Source organism: Nonomuraea sp. 3-1Str, assembly GCF_031570565.1.
Lineage (GTDB): Bacteria > Actinomycetota > Actinomycetes > Streptosporangiales > Streptosporangiaceae > Nonomuraea.
Genome location: NZ_JALHBK010000003.1, coordinates 112,223 through 129,685, shown reverse-complemented (window position 1 = coordinate 129,685; position 17,463 = coordinate 112,223). Strand labels below are relative to the sequence as shown.

Genomic DNA, 17,463 nt, shown 5'->3' with positions numbered 1-17,463 from the left:
TTCGGTGAACGTACCAAGAACACCACTCTGCACAAAAGGGGCAGATTTAACATGGGTGTTACTTGTTATCAATCTCCACAGCCAGCTCCTGCAGCTCCGAAACCTCGGCCCGGCGCACCCACAGCCGGTGGACCCCGCGGTCGATCCGGTCCAGGTCAAGCTCCCTCGCCACGGTGACATGCGCACCGACGTACTCGACGAGCAACTCGTCCTCCCGCTCCGCGCACACCAGGAAGGGCGCTCCCCGCCACATGCAGACGGTGATGACGTGGCGCACCCACGCGCACTCCGCCGCCGGGACGGCGTGGACGTACAGGTCGTCCTCCAGCCGCTCGAACCCGTCGGCGGGCGACGTGCTCCGCAGCCGCATCCACAGGCCACCCTCGCCGAGCTGCGGCGCCGCCTCGAAGACGGCTCCCGCCCAGCACGCCAGGTAGGTCACGCGGGATCCTCTTCGTGCACGAGCCACTTGCCGCGATCGGCGTCGAACTGGGCGCGCAGCCGCTCCTCGCCGTCCGCGTCCAGCTCCACGATCTCCGCCCCGTACGGGAGCAGGATGCCGTCGATCTTGTACTCCCGGATCATCTCGTGCGCGTTGGGCACGAGCCCCATCCCACCGAACGGCGGCTCCTCGACGACCCAACCGGCGACGGCCTTCATGCTCTCCTCGTCCGTCCCGCCGTACGGGGTGCGATACAGCGAAAGCCCCACGGCCGGCCAGCGCAGGATGTTCACCGTGCCGTCGCGCGTCAGCGCCTCGTCCCTGAACAGCGCCTCCGTCAGTGCCGTGGGAGTCGTGAGGTGCGCCACGTCCGCCGCGATGTGGCAGTAACCGGACACCCTCGGCTTTCCCGTGGTGAGCAGTTCGAGGACGTCGAACGGCCGGAGCAGCTTCTGCATGACCGGCACCCGGGACGCCCGCCCCAGGGCCACGTCCTCCAGCAGAGACGGCACGGCGAGTCGCGCCACGGTGCCGGGCTCCAGGTAGAAGCAGACCGGCCGGCCCGGATTGACGGCCAGCCCCCAGGACGGGTCCGGCCAGCCGGCCACCAGGTCCAGCAGGGTCACGACGAAGAACCGTCCGGCCGACTCACCCATCGCCTCCGGTGAGGTGAAGGCGACCACCCACGTGCGCTCGGCGTCGCTGAACGTGGGCCAGGGCACCGGCGTCTCGCCCGCCGCCGGCTCATCGCTGACCGGGCAGGCGAAGGCGGTCGTGCGCAGCAGGGACAAGCACGTGGCCAGATCGCCGCGGGCGTGTGCCCGGCCGAGTTCCTCCTCGAACGAGCTCGCGACGTGCATGGCGTCACCCTAGTAGGTTGATCCATGTGACTTTGCCAGTGGCGCGCACCCGGGACGAGGCCCTGCTCCACCTCGACCTCACCCCCTGCGCATGCGGATCGGTGGAGACCCCCTGGGAGAGCGGCGTGGTCGGGGTCGCGGAGGAGCTCGCCGTCGCCTACGCGGGCATCTGCGCCGACTGCGGCGCCGAGCGGGAGTACGTGTTCGGGCTGCCGGAGCAGGAGACGGCGCCCCACGGCTGGCCCACGTTCGGCGGGGCGGAGCCCTCCCAGCTCATCGACGCCGGTGAGTGGCTGTGGGTCGCCGATCAGGTGGGGAGCAGCGTGCCGCCCGACCCGGAGGAAGGCGCTCGGGCGCTGGCGATGGCGCGCGCCGCGGTCGAGGAGGTGCTCAAGTTCGTTCCCGAAGGCCGGGACAGGGTCCCCGAGCAGGCGTTCTGGACCGACCGTGGGCTCCGGGTGCACGCCGCCGAGCCCGGCAGGTTCCGGGTCGAGCGGCTGCTCGTGGTGAGGGACACCTACCGCGATGCGTAGGGCCAGGACGCTGACGGAGGCCGCGCTCTTCGTCAACCTCTCCGCGGGCGACGTGGAGCCGGAGCTGACGGAGGGCGCCGAGGCGTGGACGATGACCGCGGGCGAGATCGAGGTCGAGATCCCGTACGCCGGCGAGGCGGAGGCCCGCCGGACCGGTGAGCGATTCGGGTTCGGCCTGTCCGAGCTGATCGACGCCGGGCAGTGGTACCTCATCGCCCTCGAGTACGCGCGCCGGGCCGTCCACGACGACCTCGGGGTCGCCGCCGGCGAGGACGACCGGGCCGACGACGCCAGGCTCAACTGGGAGTACGCCAGGGACGCCACCATGGAGGTGGTCAAGTTCCTGCCGCCGGGAGCTGGTGAGGTCCCGGCGGGGGCGTTCTGGACCAGCGAGGGCAGGCAGGCGTGGCAGGAGGACCCGGCGCGGTTCACGGGGGAGCGGCTGGCGGACGACGTCGCCTTCTACCAGGAGAACCTGGACGAACTCAGCGCATGACCTTGAGCGGGGCCAGGGCCGCCTGTGGATCCAGCATGGGGCCGTCCGGGATCAGGTGCACCAGGTTCGCCGGCAGCGGGGCGACCACCGACGAGTCGTACCCCAGCTTCTCGATCAGGTCGGCCGACTTGAGCTCGAACTTCCGCCCCTGATCGGTGACCAGGTAATACGTGCCGATCGCCGCCATCTGCCCCTCCCCGGGCAGCAGCCCCGCCAGCACCGCACTGCCGGGCGGCAGCAGTACCTGGTCGAAGCTGTCCTGCCCGCCACTCGTCCTGGGCGTCTGGATGGCGATCGTCGCGCCCACCGTCAGCCTGGCCCGCGCCGATCCCTTCGCCGTGTCGGCGTAGACGGCGCACACCGGCGCCCCGACGGGCATCGGCACCACCTTCGGCAGGTTCTCCGGCAGGTTGCCCCCCATCATCTGTGCCTTCGACGGCGACGCGTTCACCGTCGCCGCGTCCGTCTGGATGGGGTCGGCCCGGCGCCTGCCGTACGCCTTCTTGGTCTCCGGGTCGCTCAGCAGCAGCGTCGCCTGTGTGCTGGTGATCTGCGCGTACCCGTCCGCGACGAGCACGTACCACCTGGGCTGGCCGCCCGCGACCGCGGAGGTGGTGAACACCTGGCCGATCCTGCCGCCGCTCACCGCCCGGCCCCTGTTCTCGATCGTGGGTGCGCGGAAGTCCACGGGAGCCTGCGGTATCGCGTTGAGCCAGGGCGCCGGCACCTTGCGCGGCGTGCCCGCGCCCAGCGCCCGCAACCCCTCGGCGGAGATCCGCATGCGCCGGTCCGCCCAGATGATCCAGGCGCGCATCTGCTCGTCGAGGACGGCCATGGCGTCGCCGCCGAGCGGTCGCCCGCCGACGTCCGCGCCGCCCACGAGCGTGACGTACGGCTTGGATCCGCCGGCGGCGTCCTTGCCCTCGGTCACGCACGCCGCCCACGGCCCGTGGACCATCTTGTCCTTGGCCGGCAGGGAGTTCGGCGCTCCCGGGATGCCCACGAGGGGGGCCCGCTGGAAGTCGGCCAGCGAGGCGGCCGACACGTTGCGTACCTTCACGTCGGCGACGTCGAGCAGAAGCCTGCCCGAGACGTAGTTGGCGACCGGCAGGAGCTTGCGCTCCTTCTGGCTGTAGACATAAGCGGCCCCGGTCTCGTCCTCCACGAGCAGCTGCCCCGGGTCCGTCAGCTTGGTCGCGCCGCCGCTCTTGAGCATCCCCCAGATGCCGAAACCGGCCAGCAGCAGCACCGCGATGAGCACACCCGCGAACGTGGCCACGTTCTGCCTGCGCATCGGGGATTCGGGCACGTCCGGTTGAGCCTGTAGCAGCGCCATGCCGAGACGTTGGGTCATCAGCCGATGCGCCTGGTACAGATCCTTCCTGGTCTGCATGCCACCCCCGTTGCTCCGGCGTCCCGCCGCGTTTCGCCCGCGATCAGGACAGCATAGAAGCAGCCCCAGATGTGTCCACTTCTCCCCTGAACCTCACCTTTTCCGGTAAGTTGCAGGCTTAGTGGATCTTATGGGAGGTGCACGATGGCTTACCCACCGGGCGAGGGGCCCCAGAGGCCGTGGCCGGGCTTGGAGCCCAAGCCAGACGAGGTCACATTTGAGGCCAAGGTGCTCGAGGGCATCGCGAAAGACCTGGAAGCCGACCTGAAGCGAATGCTCGGCACGGGCGCCGGGACGCCGACGGATTTCGCGAAGCATGCCCTCCCGATGACCTTGATGGTTGATCCGGACTACGCGCCCGGCGCGGCGTTCATCGAGACGCTCCAGAACGGCCAGCAGTATTTCGGTCTCGTCTACCAAGAGATCATCGAGAAGTACGCGACGGCCATCGAGCTGATCTACGCCGGCGCGGGCGTGCAGAAGGAAGTCGAGACCAGCAACACCGGGCTTACGGCGAGCATCTGATGGAGTACGACAAGAAGACCTTCCCGGTCCGGGCCAAGGCGGACTTCTACGTGCACGGCACCCAGCCCGCCGACAAGGTGGAGCGGATCTCCAAGGCCCTGCGCGACGCCGCCCCCGAAATCGAGAAGGCAGGCAACACCTACGTCAACGCGGGATCGGTGCTGGCCACGTGCTTGCAGCGGATCGAGGACGCGGCGCGTCGCATGGCGGACGTCTGGGGGGACAAGGCCTCGGTCGAGGCCCAGCTCGCCCTCAAATCCCTGCACGAGTCGATCGACCAGGTGTCGGGCCGCTTCAACATGATGGGCCGCCCCCTGGAGTCGTTGGGGCGTGACGTCCTGCCGAAATACGGCGACTCCGGCGGCTGGGACGGGTGGGGGGGCCACGCGACCCCCATCCAAGGCATGAAATTCCTCTGGTACGACAACGGCTCGGGTGGCGGGACCAGTTGGTTCGCCTCCGCCAACGATGTCGCCACGAAGCATCTCCAAAGGCTCAACCACGACCTTGAGACGTGGTACAACCTGCTTCCCCCCGACGTCAGCAGGACACTGCCGAAGATCGACGCCAGCACGGCCACCGACCTCGGCCTCGGGAAGCCGGATCCCCTCAAAGGGCCCGGCGGCCCGAACGGCGGCACCTACCCCGCCGGCTTCGACCCGACCGCCGGAGGGGGCAGCCCTAATGGCGCCGGGGTCGGCCCCATCCCTGGCGCGGTCTCTCCGTCCGGCGTCGGAGGGCCCACTGCCGGCAGCCCCACGGTGCCCGGCTCCGGCCAGGACGGCGGCCCGGGCGGCGTCGGCGCCGGCGGTCCCGGCGGGGCGGGTGTCCAGGACCCGGGCGGGGTCACCCCGTCCCCGACCCCGGCCACCCCACCTCAGACCACGCCCAACAGTCCCGTCGGGAGCACCCCTGACGCGAACCAACCGAACCTGCCGCCGCAGCCGCAGGTGCCCGACCCCAACGCCGATGCCGGCAAGGACCCGGGCTCGTCCACCCCGGGCTCGCGCGACACCTCGCTCGCGGACTTCCAGCAGCCCAAGTTCGACACGCCCACCAGCCCGAACGCCACCCCGTACACCCCGGCCAACGTCCAGTCCCCGGCGGAGATCCGCAGCCTCGCAACCCCGACCGTGGTGCCAGGAGCATCGACGGGAGCGGGAGACGGCCGCTACGCCGGCCTTCTCTCACCCGGTGTCAGGGCCGGCGACGCCGCCGGATCGGGCATGCCGATGTACCCGCCTATGCATGGGAGCGGACACCAACCCGAGGAGAGCAACGACGGGGCGGGGACCTGGCTGCACGAGGTCGACGACGTATGGGGAGGTCCTGCCGACGACACCACCGGCCACACCCTCCGCCACGACCAGGCATGACCGTCCGCCGTCCAGCGGCGGGTCACTCCAGCGACGACCGCGGGGTGGTGTGCCGGGGGCGCTAGGTCCCCGGGGTGGTGTGCCCCGGGGGTGGTAGGTCCGCGGGGTGGTGTGCCCCGGGGTTGGTTGGTCCGCGGGGTGGTGTGCCCTGGGGTGGTGTGTCCCGGGGTGTGTGCCGGCGGTGGCCGGTGTGACCACGCGGCCGTCCCGGCGGTGGCCGGTGTGACCACGCGGCCGTCAACGGGCGCTCCTGCGCGGGTGCCTTGCCTTACACCTCCCCCTCCGGGAGGGCTGCCTGGATGGGGGTCATGGTCCCCATCGTGACGAGAAGCCCTCGCCCTGGCGGCCCTCCTACGGCGCCACGCGGCAGCCGTACCGACAGCAGGTCCCCATCCGCCGGACTCTGCACCGACAACAACACCCCGGTCCTCGACTTGCGTGTCTCCGCCACGAACCCCCGGTAGGCCTGTGTCAGATCACCGGTGGATCCCGCGATGATCAGCCCGTGATCCCCGTCGCGTCCGGACCGCAACACCTCCTCCAGCGCCATGCCCAGCGGCCCGTCCGGGCTGATCAGCTCCGCGTCGTCCACGAGGACCACGTACTCCTCGTGCTCGGCCAGTAGCTCCTGGAGATCGGTGGCGTTGCCGTCCAAGACCGCCACGGCGCCCCGCAGGTCGCGCAACGGGCTGCGCCTGGGCGCGATCGCGACCACCGGTGTGCCGTACGCGATGAGCGAGTGAGCGGCGGTCACCAGCACCGAGGAACGGCCCGAGCGGGAGGGGCCGGCGATCACCGCGCCCGGTCCCTGCGCGTACAGGTCGATGCCGAGCGGCGCCAGCGCGTCGCCGCCCGCACCGACGAGGGCCCACAGCGGAGACGGGGGACTGAAGCCGGGATCGAGGGCTTCGGCCTCGCCGGCGGTGATGCGCATGGGGAGCGCGTCGACCCGTAGCGGCGGCTCTCCCTCCCACAGCCACGCACCTCGGGCGAACGCGGCCTGCCCAGCGTTCCGCAGGCGGCGTCTGCCTCCGTCGTCCGACGGCTCGACCGTCCCGGACAACCCATCAACGCTCCCAGGCTGACCGTGTCCCGCCCCCGGTTGGCCAGGTACCGCCGGTTGGCCAGGTCTCGCCGGCCGCAGGTCGTGGAGTGTCATCGCTTCCGGCGAGTCTTGAACACCGGCCGACACCGCTCGCGCGAGATCCTGCAGGGCTCCCACCTGAGCCGGGCCCGAGGCGTCGGCCGTCAGGAGAGCGATCTGGCTTTCGACGATGCCGTGCTCGCCGATCGACAGGGTCCGTCCGGGCGGCATGGACGACGGCAACCCCTTGAGCGGCAGCCCGGCCAGCCCGTAGTCGGCTGGATCGGCGAGCCGCAGGATCAGGCGGTCGTCGAACACCGTGGACACCTGCCCCATGAGGCAGGACCGGTCACCCGTCACGACCGCTCGCAGGCCGACCGCCGACCCTTCCCGCAGCAGTTGCAGGACCGCGTCGATCAGCCGCCCGTAGTCATAGCTCTCGAACGCGGCGACGAACCCCTCCCAGCGATCCAGCATGAACACCAGCCACGGAAGACGATGACCCGCCAGCCGGAACTCCGCCAGGGAGGCATGCCCGGCCTCCGCGAGCAACTGCTGCCGGCGGCCCACCTCGGCGCGGAGGCGGCCGAGAAGACGTTCGACGCGGTCGAGCTGGTCGCGTGTCACCACCGCACCGCAATGCGGCATCGCCATCAAGGGCAGCAGCGCGCCGGAGCCGCAGTCGATCGCGTGCACGTGGACGTCGGACGGAGACGCCTGGGCGGCGATGGCACCCGCGATCGTCCGGAGCGCGGTGGAGCGGCCGGTGCGCGGAGAGCCCGCGATGAGCAGATGGCCGCCCTGACGCAGGTCGAGCGCGAGGGCCCGGCGGTCCTGCGCCCACGGCCGGTCCACCACACCAAACGCGATCGGCTCCACCTCCGTCACACCGGACCGGTACGAACCGGCTTCCGCATCCGCACGGCCGGTCAGAGGTTTCCGTCCCGTGTGCGTCTGCGGGGGGCCGGTCAGGGGTCTCTGTCCTGTGTCCGTCTCCGGAGAGCCGGGCAGAGGACTCAGTCCGGTGTACGGTGCCGCACGGCCGGTCATGGGGTGGACCTGGTCGAGGACCAGGTGTGTCGGCAGGGGCTCCAGCCACGGGCTCGGCTGTCGACGGACCCCGGTCAGCCGGGTGGCCTCCACAACGGCGTCGGCCAGGATGGACAGGTCGGTGACGGTCGACTCCTCCGGAGGCTCCGGAGGCGCGGGCAAGGGTTTGCCGAGCGACCGCCAGTCCACGTTGACGACCCGTATGCTCCCTCGGCCATCGTCGGCAGCCCCGAACCCGCCGCCACCGCCATCGACCACGGACCCACCGCCCGTGCCATCGACCACGGAGCCACCGCCCGTGCCATCGGGCCCGAAGCCGTCGCCGCCCCTCGCCGGTCCTCCCCGGTCGGCGGGGCCGAGAATGTTCAAGATCTCATGGAGTCCGTCCCGCCCGAGACCTTCACCGGGGAGACGGCCGGCCACTCCAGCCGAAGCGGGGTCGCCAGATGACACCAGCTCTCCCGGGAAGCCGTCGTCGGGCGCAAGCGGGTGGCGAGGGGAGAGCGGGGGCATGTCGTCCCCGGAACGGGGGTCGTGCGGGAAGGCCGAACCGCCGTCGTAGGGGAAAACAGGGGCGCCGAGGTAGTCGGGGTCCTGATGGGGAGGTGTCCGCCCAGGCGCGGAAGTCAGTGGCGGGGGCGGGGAACCGGGGATGCCGCTGCCGCTCCGGTCTGGTGGCGAGCTCTCGGTTCTGGGCGGGCGGCCTCCTGAAGCGGGTGCCTTTCCACGGCGCACGGACAAGCCGTCGGTACGGGGCAGCGAGGCCAGGCCCGGGAACCGGTCACCCGGCGAGGGGCCGCCCGACCCGCTTGCACCGCGAGACGCATCGCCGGGTCGCGTCAGGCCGTGAGATGCGCCGCCTGGTGCTGTTGGGTCGTGAGAAGCGCTGCCTGAGGCGGGCGTGCTGGTCGGAGCACCGCCTGCGCCGAATGTGCCGGTCGGAGTGCTGCCTGCTCCGCTTGTGCCGGGGGCCGCGCCGCCTGTCCGGCTGGAGCCGGGCAGAGCCGTGTGAGCGTGCGGGTCTGCCGGGCCACCGGCGGCCGACGAGCCCTTCGGCATGCCGCCTCCGAAGTCGTCCGGCAGGGGGTGTGGTCCGCTGCCGTAGCCGTCAGTGGTCGGCACGGCGTCTGCGCCGGTGGGGCGACCGTCTGGGCTCTGTGAGGTGTGGGGGGCATGGCGGCGGTCGTCTGGAGTTCGGGTGGTGTGGGGGGGATGGTGGCGGTCGTCTGGGGTGCGGGTGGTGTACGGGGCGTGGTGGCGGCCGTCGGTGTGCGGTCTGACCGGTGGGGGGTTGGTGGGGGTGGCACTCGTCGGTGAGCCGGTGGCGTCGTAGGGGCGGCCGTCGGGTCGCGGGTGGGGGGAGCGGGTGTTCGGTTGTCCACCGGCGTCCGGGCTGGCGTGAGAGGGCTGCGAGCTCGTGGTGCCGGGGGAGTGGGGGGCGGAGGCGGGGCCTCGCCGGGTGTGGGGGGCCTGGGGCTCGGCCCGCGTCCCGCTCTCCGGCTGGACACCGGGGATTGGATGATCGTCATCCGCTGTCGGGTCCGGGAGAAGGCCGGGTGACGGGGCCGAGAGGAGGTGGCGGGGCCGGCGAGGGCGGGGCAGGGGGCTCCGGCCGCCCACTCTGGCCGTCTGCACGGCCGTCGCCGCGCTCGCGCCCGACTTGACGTAACAGCGCCCGGGAGTCGTCTTCGAGATGTGTGCCGCGTCCGGCATGTCGATGATGTCCGACGACTCCATCGGCTCCGTGACCCGGAGTGCGATCCGAAGGGAGGTGTTGGCCTGGATGTCGGCCGTCACCACGCCGGCGGGGCGCTGGGTGGCGAGGATCAGATGGATGCCCAGCGAGCGGCCCCTGCGCGCGATGTCGACCAGGCCGGTGACGAAGTCGGGCAGCTCCGCCACCAGCGCCGCGAACTCGTCGATGATCAGCACCAGCCGCGGCAGCGGATCGCCGGTGTAGTCCTCGATGTCCTTGGCCCCGGCGGCGAGGAGCAGGCGCTCGCGCCGCCTGAGCTCCGCCGCCAGCGAGTCGAGCGCCCGCTGCGTCAGGTGGCCGTCGAGGTCGCTGACCATGCCGACGGTGTGCGGCAGCCGTACGCACTCCTTGAACGCGGCCCCGCCCTTGTAGTCGATGAGCACGAACGTCAGCTGGTCGGGGCGGTTGACCACGGCGAGCGAGCAGATCAGGGTCTGCAGCAGCTCCGACTTGCCCGCACCCGTGGTGCCGGCGATGAGCCCGTGGGGACCGTCGAGGGCGAGGTCGACCGCGAACGGCCCGTCCGGCCCGATGCCGATCGTCGCCTTGGTGGAGCCGCGCCCGCGCCATCGGGCGGCCACCGCCTGGCCGGTGGGCTTGGCGAGGCCGAGCAGATCAAGCAGGCGCGCCGCGCTGGGCAGGTTGCCCGACGGGTCGTCCCTGCTCACGTCGCGGATGGGGGACAGGGCGCGGGCGAGCCGATCGCACCAGATCAGCGACACGAGGTCGGCCAGAACCGGCCCGATGACGTCGAGGCCCCCACCTCGCAGCCGGACGTACCCGTCGGTGCCGCACGCGGCCGCCGTCGCGCACTCCTCGGGGAGCAGCCGCTGGTCCTCGTCGATGGCCAGGGTGTAGACGCCGGCCCGCGGGCCCTGGCGCAGGACCTGCGGCATGCCGGGCAGGCCGCGCAGGGCCTGGGCGCCGTCGAGCAGGACCAGCACGTCGTACGGACGCTCGTCGTAGGTGGAGAAGACCGGCTTCTCCGAGCCGCCGGCGTCGCCCCAGCCGGTGGGGATCTTGCCCAGCTCGGGGGCCGTGGCGTTCTGCCGCTCGTCGATGAGGGTGGCCAGCTCGGTGACGCGCCGGGCGGCGGACTCCGGGTCGGTGCCGACCAGGGCCACGCAGTCCTCGCCGCCGCGGGGCGCGCAGTGGGGGAGCCAGCGCACCCACCCCCAGCGGCGCTCGCCGTCGGCCCGGGCGGACAGCACCACGATCGCCAGGTCACGCGGACTGTGCAGGGTCGCGGCCTGGCCGACCAGCCATCCGGCCAGGCCCGTCGCCGCGTCGCGGGGTCCGGTGATGCCGGCGACGCCGAGCCGGCGCATGGCCAGCGCCACGGGCACGGCGCGGCAGATGGGCGGGTCGATCGGGCCGCCCTGCTCCTCGGTGAGGTCGAGGTCGGCGGGCAGATCGGCCAGGCCGATCCGCAGACGGAGCGCGTCGGGGTCGTGGACGCGCCGCTCCCACAGCCGCCGGCGCGGGCCCGTCGCCGTGAGCAGCACCTCGGCCGGGTCGGGCGCGTCGGACCTGCGCGTCACCTCGTCGCGGGCCCTGGCCCGCTCCACGACCTCTTCGTACTCCCTGAGCCGCTGCTGGAACTCCTTGAGCGCCTTGCGATGCTGTTTGCGGCCGTGCCGCCGGTCGCTCCACCACTGGCCGATCATGATGACGGGGGTCATCAGGGCCATGAGCAGGAAGTACCACTGGTGCAGGACGTACGCCAGCGTGCAGCCGAGGACGGCAGGCAGGAACGCGGCGAGCAGCTGCAGCCGCATGCCCTCCGCCCGGCGCGGCTCCGCGGGCCGCTCGAACGCGCGCTCGCCGTCGGTGCGGCGCAGCCGTGGCGGCCGGTTGTAGGCGACGCCACCCTCGGGCCGGGGATCGAGGTGTGCGTCCTGAGGCTCGATCGCCGTCAGCGCGAACACGGAGGACCCGCATGTCAGCACCGCGTGCTCAGGCCAGTCGGCCGGACCGGCCAGCGGGCGGCCGTCGAGCTCGGGCGGCTGCCACGACCCGGGATCAGCCGCCGCGGCCTCCCGCTCCGCCACCCGCGCGGTCATCTCGGCGACCTCGTCGGCCCATCGGCCCTTGAGCTTGGGCCGGGGAGCCTGGCCGGGGGCGGCGCGGCGGATCGGCTCGGCCGTGATCGCGCCGGGCGTGACGCGCAGGACGACGGCCTCGGGCGCGAGCGCCGGGTCGGCCACGGCGAGCGCGCACATGGGATCGGAGCCGATGACGTGGACGCCCAGGCCCAGCCGGTGCACGGCACCGGCGGCCGGTCCGCCCACCACGCGGACCTCGGCCACCCCGCCGGGCTCCTCGATGATCGTCAGCCGCGCCAGGCGCGGTTCGAGCGTCACCTTGTCGCCGTCGCGCAGCACGGCCCTGGCGGGAGCCCGGGGGTCCAGGGCACGCCCGTTGCGCCACAGCGTGCCGCCGGGCTCGGCCGGATGCCCCGGCCCCCATGACGGGCGAGACGCTTCCTGAGGCTCCGCGCCGGGGAGGCCGTACGGGGCTCGCGAGCGGGGCAGACGGACGACCTGCGCGAGCGGCTGCCGCCCGTCGAGCGCCTCGCTCACCGCGCCGACAGTGGCCTCGTCGTCGCCTTCCAGAACGATGTCACGGTCGCCCCGTTCGCCGAGCACGGTGAGCATGATCCGCATGTGCCGTCTCCTCGGTCGGATCTCGGCGCCAAGGTAGCGCCCGCAGCGAGATTAGGCTTCCGGGTTGACGCCAATGGCATGGAAGCGGCCGGCTGTGGATAACGCGTGGTTCGGAATATGGCCTGTGGACGACACGCCGGGTTTTCTGTTGCGAGGGATTCGGGTTCTGTCCTATTGGGGGTTTTCGGGCAGTTATCCGGCTTGCCGGGTGATGCGTATTTTTCGCCGGGGCCATGCCCGTGTGCGCCGCTCGATCATGCCACGAGCGGTGGCCGAGAGGCGATCCGCCCAGCGGCCGCCCGCACCGGTGACAGGCCGCCCACCACCCGGCCCGCTGAGAAGTGGCATAAAGGCTCGTGCATAACGGGACCCATGTGACAGTCGTGACACATAGCTCCAAAAAGGCAATGCCGTCAACTCGGTAGAAACAATGAGTATCGAATACGTCGAGTTGACAGCTTCCCACCTGCGAAACGAGCATGGTTCCTCGCATTCCCGCCCCACCCCGAGGCCGGGCTGCACATAATGGCGTGAATTCCACAATTCCACTTAATGGGAGCCCCCCACCCATGAGGACCAGCGAAAAGCCCGCCGTCAACACGGCGGGGTTGTCCGGCCCGGCCTCGCGCAAGCTGCCCGTCCCTCCACGCGAGCGGAAGCCTGCGCTGGCCGCCCTCGCGGTGCTCCTGATCCTGGGCGGGGCGCTCGCGACGACGCTGCTCGTCATGCGCAGCGGCGACCGGATCTCCGCCATCCGCGTCACCCAGCAGCTCGGCGCGGGCCAGCAGTTCACGGCGGAGGCGCTCGAAGAGGTGCAGATCGCCGACAGCGGCCTCGACTACGTGAGCTGGTCACAGCGGCAGCAGGTCCTCGACAGCTTCGCCGCGGTGACGATCCTGCCCGGCACGCTGCTCACCAACGGCATGGGCGTCAGGGCCAGCTCGGAGCTGGTCCCGGGCAAGGCCAAGGTGGGTCTCGCGCTCAAGTCCGGCCAGGCGCCGGCCGGGCTACAGAAGGGCGACCGGGTGCAGGTCGTCCACGTCCCGGCCCGGACCAGCCAGACGGAGAGCCAGGTGCTCGCCGAGAAGGCGCTCGTCTTCAGCGTCGGCGCCCCCGGCAGGACCGGCGGAACCGGTTTGATCACCGTCATCGTCGACGCCACGGCCTCGCCGGAGATCCTCCGTTACGCCTCCAGCGGCGAGATCGCGGTGGCCGAGCTGCCGGGAGCGCGCTGACGTGGCGCTCATCGTGCTGGCCGCCGACAAGGGCGCGCCCGGAGTCACCACCGCCTCGACGGCCCTGGCCGCCGTCTGGCCCAGGCCCGTACTGCTGGCCGAGTGCGACCCGGCGGGCGGCGACATCGCCTACCGGCTCCCCGCGTCCGACGGCGGCGTGCTCAACCCCGGCAAGGGCCTGCTCACCCTCGCCGCCGGCGCGCGGCGCGGCCTGGAGCCCGCGCAGATCCACCAGCACACCCAGAAGATCGTCGGCGGCCTGGACGTCCTGGCCGGGCTCACCCACGGCGAGCAGGCCGCCGGCCTCACCTGGCTCTGGGGACCGCTGGGCCGGGCGCTGGCCGCCATACCCGAGGCCGACGTGATCGCCGACTGCGGCCGCCTGGGGGGCCATCCCCAGCTCGGGGACCTGCTCGCCGAGGCGGAGACCGTGCTGCTGCTCACCAGGGCCACCCTCGACCACGTCGCCCACCTGCGCGAACGCCTGACCGTCACCAAGGCCCACGGCGTGGTCGTGATCGCCGACCCGCGCAACTACCGATCCTCGATCGAGGACGTGCGCCGCATCGTCGGCCCGAGCGTGGCGTTCGTGCACGGCCTCGCCCACGACCCCAAGGGCGCCGAGCTGCTGCGCGGCCAGTGGGGCGGCCGCCTCGACCGCTCTCTGCTCATCCGTACGGCACGCGACCTCGCGGGACGGCTGGTGAGCCGGCCGTGATCGACCACACCCTCGTCAAGCGGTTCCGGCAGGACGTCGGCGACCGGCTGGCCCACCAACGCCGACTCGACCAGGCCAACGGCCTGACCCCGATGACCGGCGAGGACGAGCGCCAGTTCGCCCGCGCCCTCATCTCCCAGGTGCTGGAGGAGCACGCCCGCAGCGAGATCGGCCTCGGCCGCACCCCGCCCACCGTCGAGGAGGAGGAGGCCCTGGCGGCGGGCATACACGCCGCGCTGTTCGGCGTCGGCCGCCTCCAGCCGCTGCTCGACGACCCCGACGTCGAGAACATCGACATCAACGGCTGCGACCGCGTCTTCGTCAGCTACGCCGACGGCCAGGAGCTCATGCAGGAGCCGGTCGCCGAGTCCGACGACGAGCTCATCGAGCTGATCCAGATCCTGGCCGCCTACTCCGGCCTGTCGAGCAGGCCGTTCGACACCGCGAACCCCCAGCTGGACCTGCGCCTGCCCGACGGCTCCCGGTTGAGCGCTGTCATGGACGTCACACTCAGGCCGGCCGTGTCGATCCGCCGCGCCCGCCTGGGCAAGGTGTTCCTCAGCGACCTGGTCGGCAACGGCACCATCAGCCCGGAGATCGGCAGGTTCCTCACGGCCGCCGTCACCGCCCGCAAGAACATCATGATCGCCGGCTCCACCAACGCCGGCAAGACGACCCTGCTGCGCGCCCTGGCCAACGAGATCCCGCCCACGGAGCGCCTCATCACCGTCGAACGCGCCCTGGAGCTCGGCCTCGACCAGTTCCCCGAGCTGCACCCCAACGTGGTGGCCTTCGAGCAGCGGCTGCCCAACTCCGAGGGCCAGGGCGAGATCACCATGGCCGAGCTCGTCCGCCGCTCCCTGCGCATGAACCCCAGCCGCGTGATCGTCGGCGAGGTCCTCGGCGACGAGATCGTCACCATGCTCAACGCGATGACCCAGGGCAACGACGGCTCCCTGTCCACCATCCACGCCAACTCCAGCATGGAGGTGTTCAACCGCATCGCCACCTACGCCCTCCAGGCCGGGGAGCGCCTGCCCATCGACGCCACCCACATGCTCATCGCCGGAGCCATCGACTTCGTGGTGTTCGTGGAGAAACGCAACGACTACCAGCGGGGCGGCACCCTGCGCCGTTACGTCTCCAGCATCCGCGAGGTCAACGGCTGCGACGGGCGCGTGCTGTCCAGCGAGGTGTTCGTGCCCGGTCCGGACGGCGCCGCCCTGCCGCACGCCCCCGTCTCCTGCCTGCAGGAGCTCATCGCCCACGGCTACACCCCGGGGGTGTGGTGATGACCGGCCTCGACCCGCTCGCCCTGCTCCCGGGCGCCGCCGCCGGCGGCGGCCTCTACCTGCTCTTCCTCTCCCTGTACGGCATGCGCCCCCGCCCGGCCCGGCCGAAGCGCGAGCTCGTCAGGATGCTGACCACCCGCACCGCGATCGCCGCCGTGGCCGCGGCCGTCGTGCTCGCGGTGACCCGCTGGCCGGTGTTCGCCGCGGGCGCGGTGCTGCTGGTGTTCTCCTGGCGCGGCCTGTCCGGCGGCGCCGCCGAGGAGCGCGCCGCGATGCATCGCCTCGAAGGGCTGGCCGCCTGGACCGAGTCGCTGCGCGACACCATCGCCGGCGCGGCCGGTCTCGAACAGGCCATCCCGGCCTCCATCAGGGCCGCGGCGCCCACGCTCAGACCGCACCTGCGTGCCCTCATCGACCGCCTGCACACCAGGATGGCCCTGCCCGAGGCGCTCGCCCTCTTCGCCGACGAGCTCGACGACCCCTCCGCCGACCTGGTCGTGGCGGCGCTCATCCTCAACTCCCGGCTGCGCGGCCCCGGCCTGCGCGACGTGCTGGGCGCCCTGGCCGTGTCGGCCCGCGAGGAGCTCGACATGCGCCGTCGCGTGGAGGCCGAACGCCGATCCACCCGCCGCAGCGTGCAGATCGTGGTGATCACGGCGCTGGTGTTCGCGGGGCTGCTGGTCGTCTTCAACCCGTCGTACGTCAGCGAGTACGGCAGCCTGCTCGGCCAGGCGGTGCTGGTGGTCGTGGCCGGGCTGTTCGGCGCCGGCTTCGCCTGGATGCGGCGGCTGGCGCGTTTCGACAAACCCACGCGACTGCTCGTCGGAGGTGGCCATGGCTGACGGCCTGACCACGACGGTCCAGGCGCCCGGCGTCCGGGGAGGCGGCCGTGGTTGAGGGGGTGCTCGCGGGCGGCGTGCTCGGCCTCGGGCTGTTCCTGCTGGTACGGGCGCTGTTCCCGGCCCGGCCCGGCCTGGTGGCGCGGCTGCTCGCGATCGAGGCCGTGCAGGAGGACGCGGGCGCGCCGCGCATCCAGCTCGTGACGGCCGAGGAGGAGGTCAGCGCCTTCCGGCGCGGTCTCGGCGTCCGGCTCGCACAGGTGTACGGCGCGCGCGGCTGGGAGGTCCGCTCCACCAAGGCCGACCTGGCGCTGGTGGGGCGGTCGTTCGAGGGCTACCTGGCCACCAAGGCGTTGCTCGCCGCGGCGGGGCTGCTCGCGTTTCCCGTACTGCTCGCGTGGTTGTTCCTCATGGGCTGGGGCGCGTCACTGACGATCCCGTTCTGGGCGGCTCTGGCGATGGCCGCGGTGTTCTTCTTCCTGCCCGACCTCCAGGTCAAGCGGGACGCGGCGGCCAAACGGCGCGACTTCCGGCACGTCGTGGGCGCGTTCCTCGACCTCGTCTCGATGAACCTCGCGGGCGGGCGCGGCGTGCCCGAGGCGCTCATGATGGCGGTCAGCATCAGCGGCGACCAGCCCAACTGGGCCATGTCACGCATCCGCGACGCGCTGAGCGGCGCCCGGATCGTCGGCATCACCCCGTGGCAGGCGCTCGGCCAGCTCGGCGAGGAGATCAACGTCGACGAGCTGCGCGACCTGTCCGCCGCGCTGGGACTCGTCGCCGACGACGGGGCCAAGGTACGCGCCTCGCTGACGGCCCGGGCCGCCACGCTGCGCCGCCGCGAACTGGCCGAGATCGAGGGCCGGGCCGGCGAGCGCTCCCAGTCGATGCTCGTGGCGCAGCTCCTGCTCTGCGCCGGGTTCGTGATCTTTCTCAGTTTTCCGGCCGCTATGAAGATGTTGGGGTCCTGATGAACCATCCCTGGATCGTCTACCTGCGCGCGTACCTCGGCGTGCGCATCCACCGCGCCCGGACCGCGCCCAGCCGCGGCGCCTCGGCCGTCGAATGGGTGATCATCACCGCGATCATCGCCGGCGTCGCGCTCGGCCTGGCCACGCTCATCAAGACGCTCGTGGAGCAGAAGCAGAACGACATCCAGACCAGCTTCGGCGGCGGGGACAGCGGCAACCAATGATCG

The 17,463-nt window shown here is 72.0% G+C and carries 14 protein-coding genes; 10 read left to right on the top strand and 4 right to left on the bottom strand.

Annotated features, from left to right (window positions below):
- Nucleotides 1-58: 58 nt before the first annotated feature.
- Together MTP10_RS07410 and MTP10_RS07405 are read right to left on the bottom strand one after the other, a co-directional pair.
- On the bottom strand, nt 59-442 hold the full coding sequence (locus MTP10_RS07410) for a hypothetical protein (RefSeq protein ID WP_310708274.1): 384 nt from the start codon (nt 440-442) through the stop codon (nt 59-61).
- Complete coding sequence (locus tag MTP10_RS07405; protein WP_310708273.1) at nt 439-1,302, bottom strand: SseB family protein; 864 nt, start codon at nt 1,300-1,302, stop codon at nt 439-441. Before MTP10_RS07405 ends, MTP10_RS07410 begins: the two co-directional genes overlap by 4 nt.
- A gap of 26 nt (nt 1,303-1,328) precedes the next feature.
- Here MTP10_RS07405 and MTP10_RS07400 point away from each other — a divergent pair, with 26 nt between their 5' ends.
- Nucleotides 1,329-1,835 carry a hypothetical protein gene (locus MTP10_RS07400; RefSeq protein ID WP_310708272.1) on the top strand — a complete coding sequence of 169 codons (507 nt, stop codon included), beginning with the start codon at nt 1,329-1,331 and terminating at the stop codon, nt 1,833-1,835.
- The gene (locus MTP10_RS07395) at nt 1,828-2,331 is read left to right on the top strand and encodes a hypothetical protein (RefSeq protein ID WP_310708271.1); all 504 of its coding nucleotides are present in this window, start codon (nt 1,828-1,830) and stop codon (nt 2,329-2,331) included. The genes MTP10_RS07400 and MTP10_RS07395 overlap by 8 nt, the downstream gene beginning before the upstream one ends.
- Here the strand turns inward: MTP10_RS07395 and eccB are convergent.
- Nucleotides 2,321-3,724 (bottom strand): type VII secretion protein EccB, encoded by a 1,404-nt coding sequence (gene eccB, locus MTP10_RS07390; RefSeq protein WP_310708270.1) that lies wholly within the window; start codon nt 3,722-3,724, stop codon nt 2,321-2,323. The two genes, MTP10_RS07395 and eccB, sit on opposite strands and share 11 nt — an antisense overlap.
- Nucleotides 3,725-3,952: 228 nt before the next feature.
- Here eccB and MTP10_RS07385 point away from each other — a divergent pair, with 228 nt between their 5' ends.
- Both MTP10_RS07385 and MTP10_RS07380 read left to right on the top strand, forming a co-directional pair.
- The gene (locus MTP10_RS07385; RefSeq protein ID WP_310708269.1) at nt 3,953-4,249 is read left to right on the top strand and encodes a hypothetical protein; all 297 of its coding nucleotides are present in this window, start codon (nt 3,953-3,955) and stop codon (nt 4,247-4,249) included.
- A complete protein-coding gene (locus MTP10_RS07380) occupies nt 4,249-5,625 on the top strand; it encodes a hypothetical protein (protein WP_310708268.1) in 1,377 nt (458 codons plus the stop codon). The genes MTP10_RS07385 and MTP10_RS07380 overlap by 1 nt, the downstream gene beginning before the upstream one ends.
- Before the next feature lie 268 nt (nt 5,626-5,893).
- Here the strand turns inward: MTP10_RS07380 and MTP10_RS07375 are convergent, their stop codons facing one another.
- Nucleotides 5,894-12,181: an FtsK/SpoIIIE domain-containing protein gene (locus tag MTP10_RS07375; RefSeq protein WP_310708267.1), complete on the bottom strand. Its 6,288-nt coding sequence runs from the start codon at nt 12,179-12,181 to the stop codon at nt 5,894-5,896.
- Between the two features lie 569 nt (nt 12,182-12,750).
- Here MTP10_RS07375 and MTP10_RS07370 point away from each other — a divergent pair.
- The 6 genes from MTP10_RS07370 to MTP10_RS07345 are packed head-to-tail and all read left to right on the top strand — an operon-like array spanning nt 12,751 to nt 17,460.
- The gene (locus MTP10_RS07370; protein WP_310708266.1) at nt 12,751-13,416 is read left to right on the top strand and encodes a hypothetical protein; all 666 of its coding nucleotides are present in this window, start codon (nt 12,751-12,753) and stop codon (nt 13,414-13,416) included.
- Nucleotide 13,417: 1 nt separating this feature from the next.
- Entirely contained in the window at nt 13,418-14,134 is a 717-nt protein-coding gene (locus MTP10_RS07365) for a hypothetical protein (protein ID WP_310708265.1), read from the top strand.
- The gene (locus tag MTP10_RS07360; RefSeq protein WP_310708264.1) at nt 14,131-15,426 is read left to right on the top strand and encodes an ATPase, T2SS/T4P/T4SS family; all 1,296 of its coding nucleotides are present in this window, start codon (nt 14,131-14,133) and stop codon (nt 15,424-15,426) included. The genes MTP10_RS07365 and MTP10_RS07360 overlap by 4 nt, the downstream gene beginning before the upstream one ends.
- Nucleotides 15,426-16,268: a type II secretion system F family protein gene (locus MTP10_RS07355; protein WP_310708263.1), complete on the top strand. Its 843-nt coding sequence runs from the start codon at nt 15,426-15,428 to the stop codon at nt 16,266-16,268. Before MTP10_RS07360 ends, MTP10_RS07355 begins: the two co-directional genes overlap by 1 nt.
- Nucleotides 16,269-16,315: 47 nt before the next feature.
- Nucleotides 16,316-17,236, top strand: a complete 921-nt coding sequence (locus tag MTP10_RS07350; protein ID WP_310708262.1) for a type II secretion system protein — start codon at nt 16,316-16,318, stop codon at nt 17,234-17,236.
- Nucleotides 17,236-17,460, top strand: a complete 225-nt coding sequence (locus tag MTP10_RS07345) for a hypothetical protein (protein ID WP_310708261.1) — start codon at nt 17,236-17,238, stop codon at nt 17,458-17,460. Before MTP10_RS07350 ends, MTP10_RS07345 begins: the two co-directional genes overlap by 1 nt.
- The last annotated feature ends 3 nt before the right edge of the window (nt 17,461-17,463 follow it).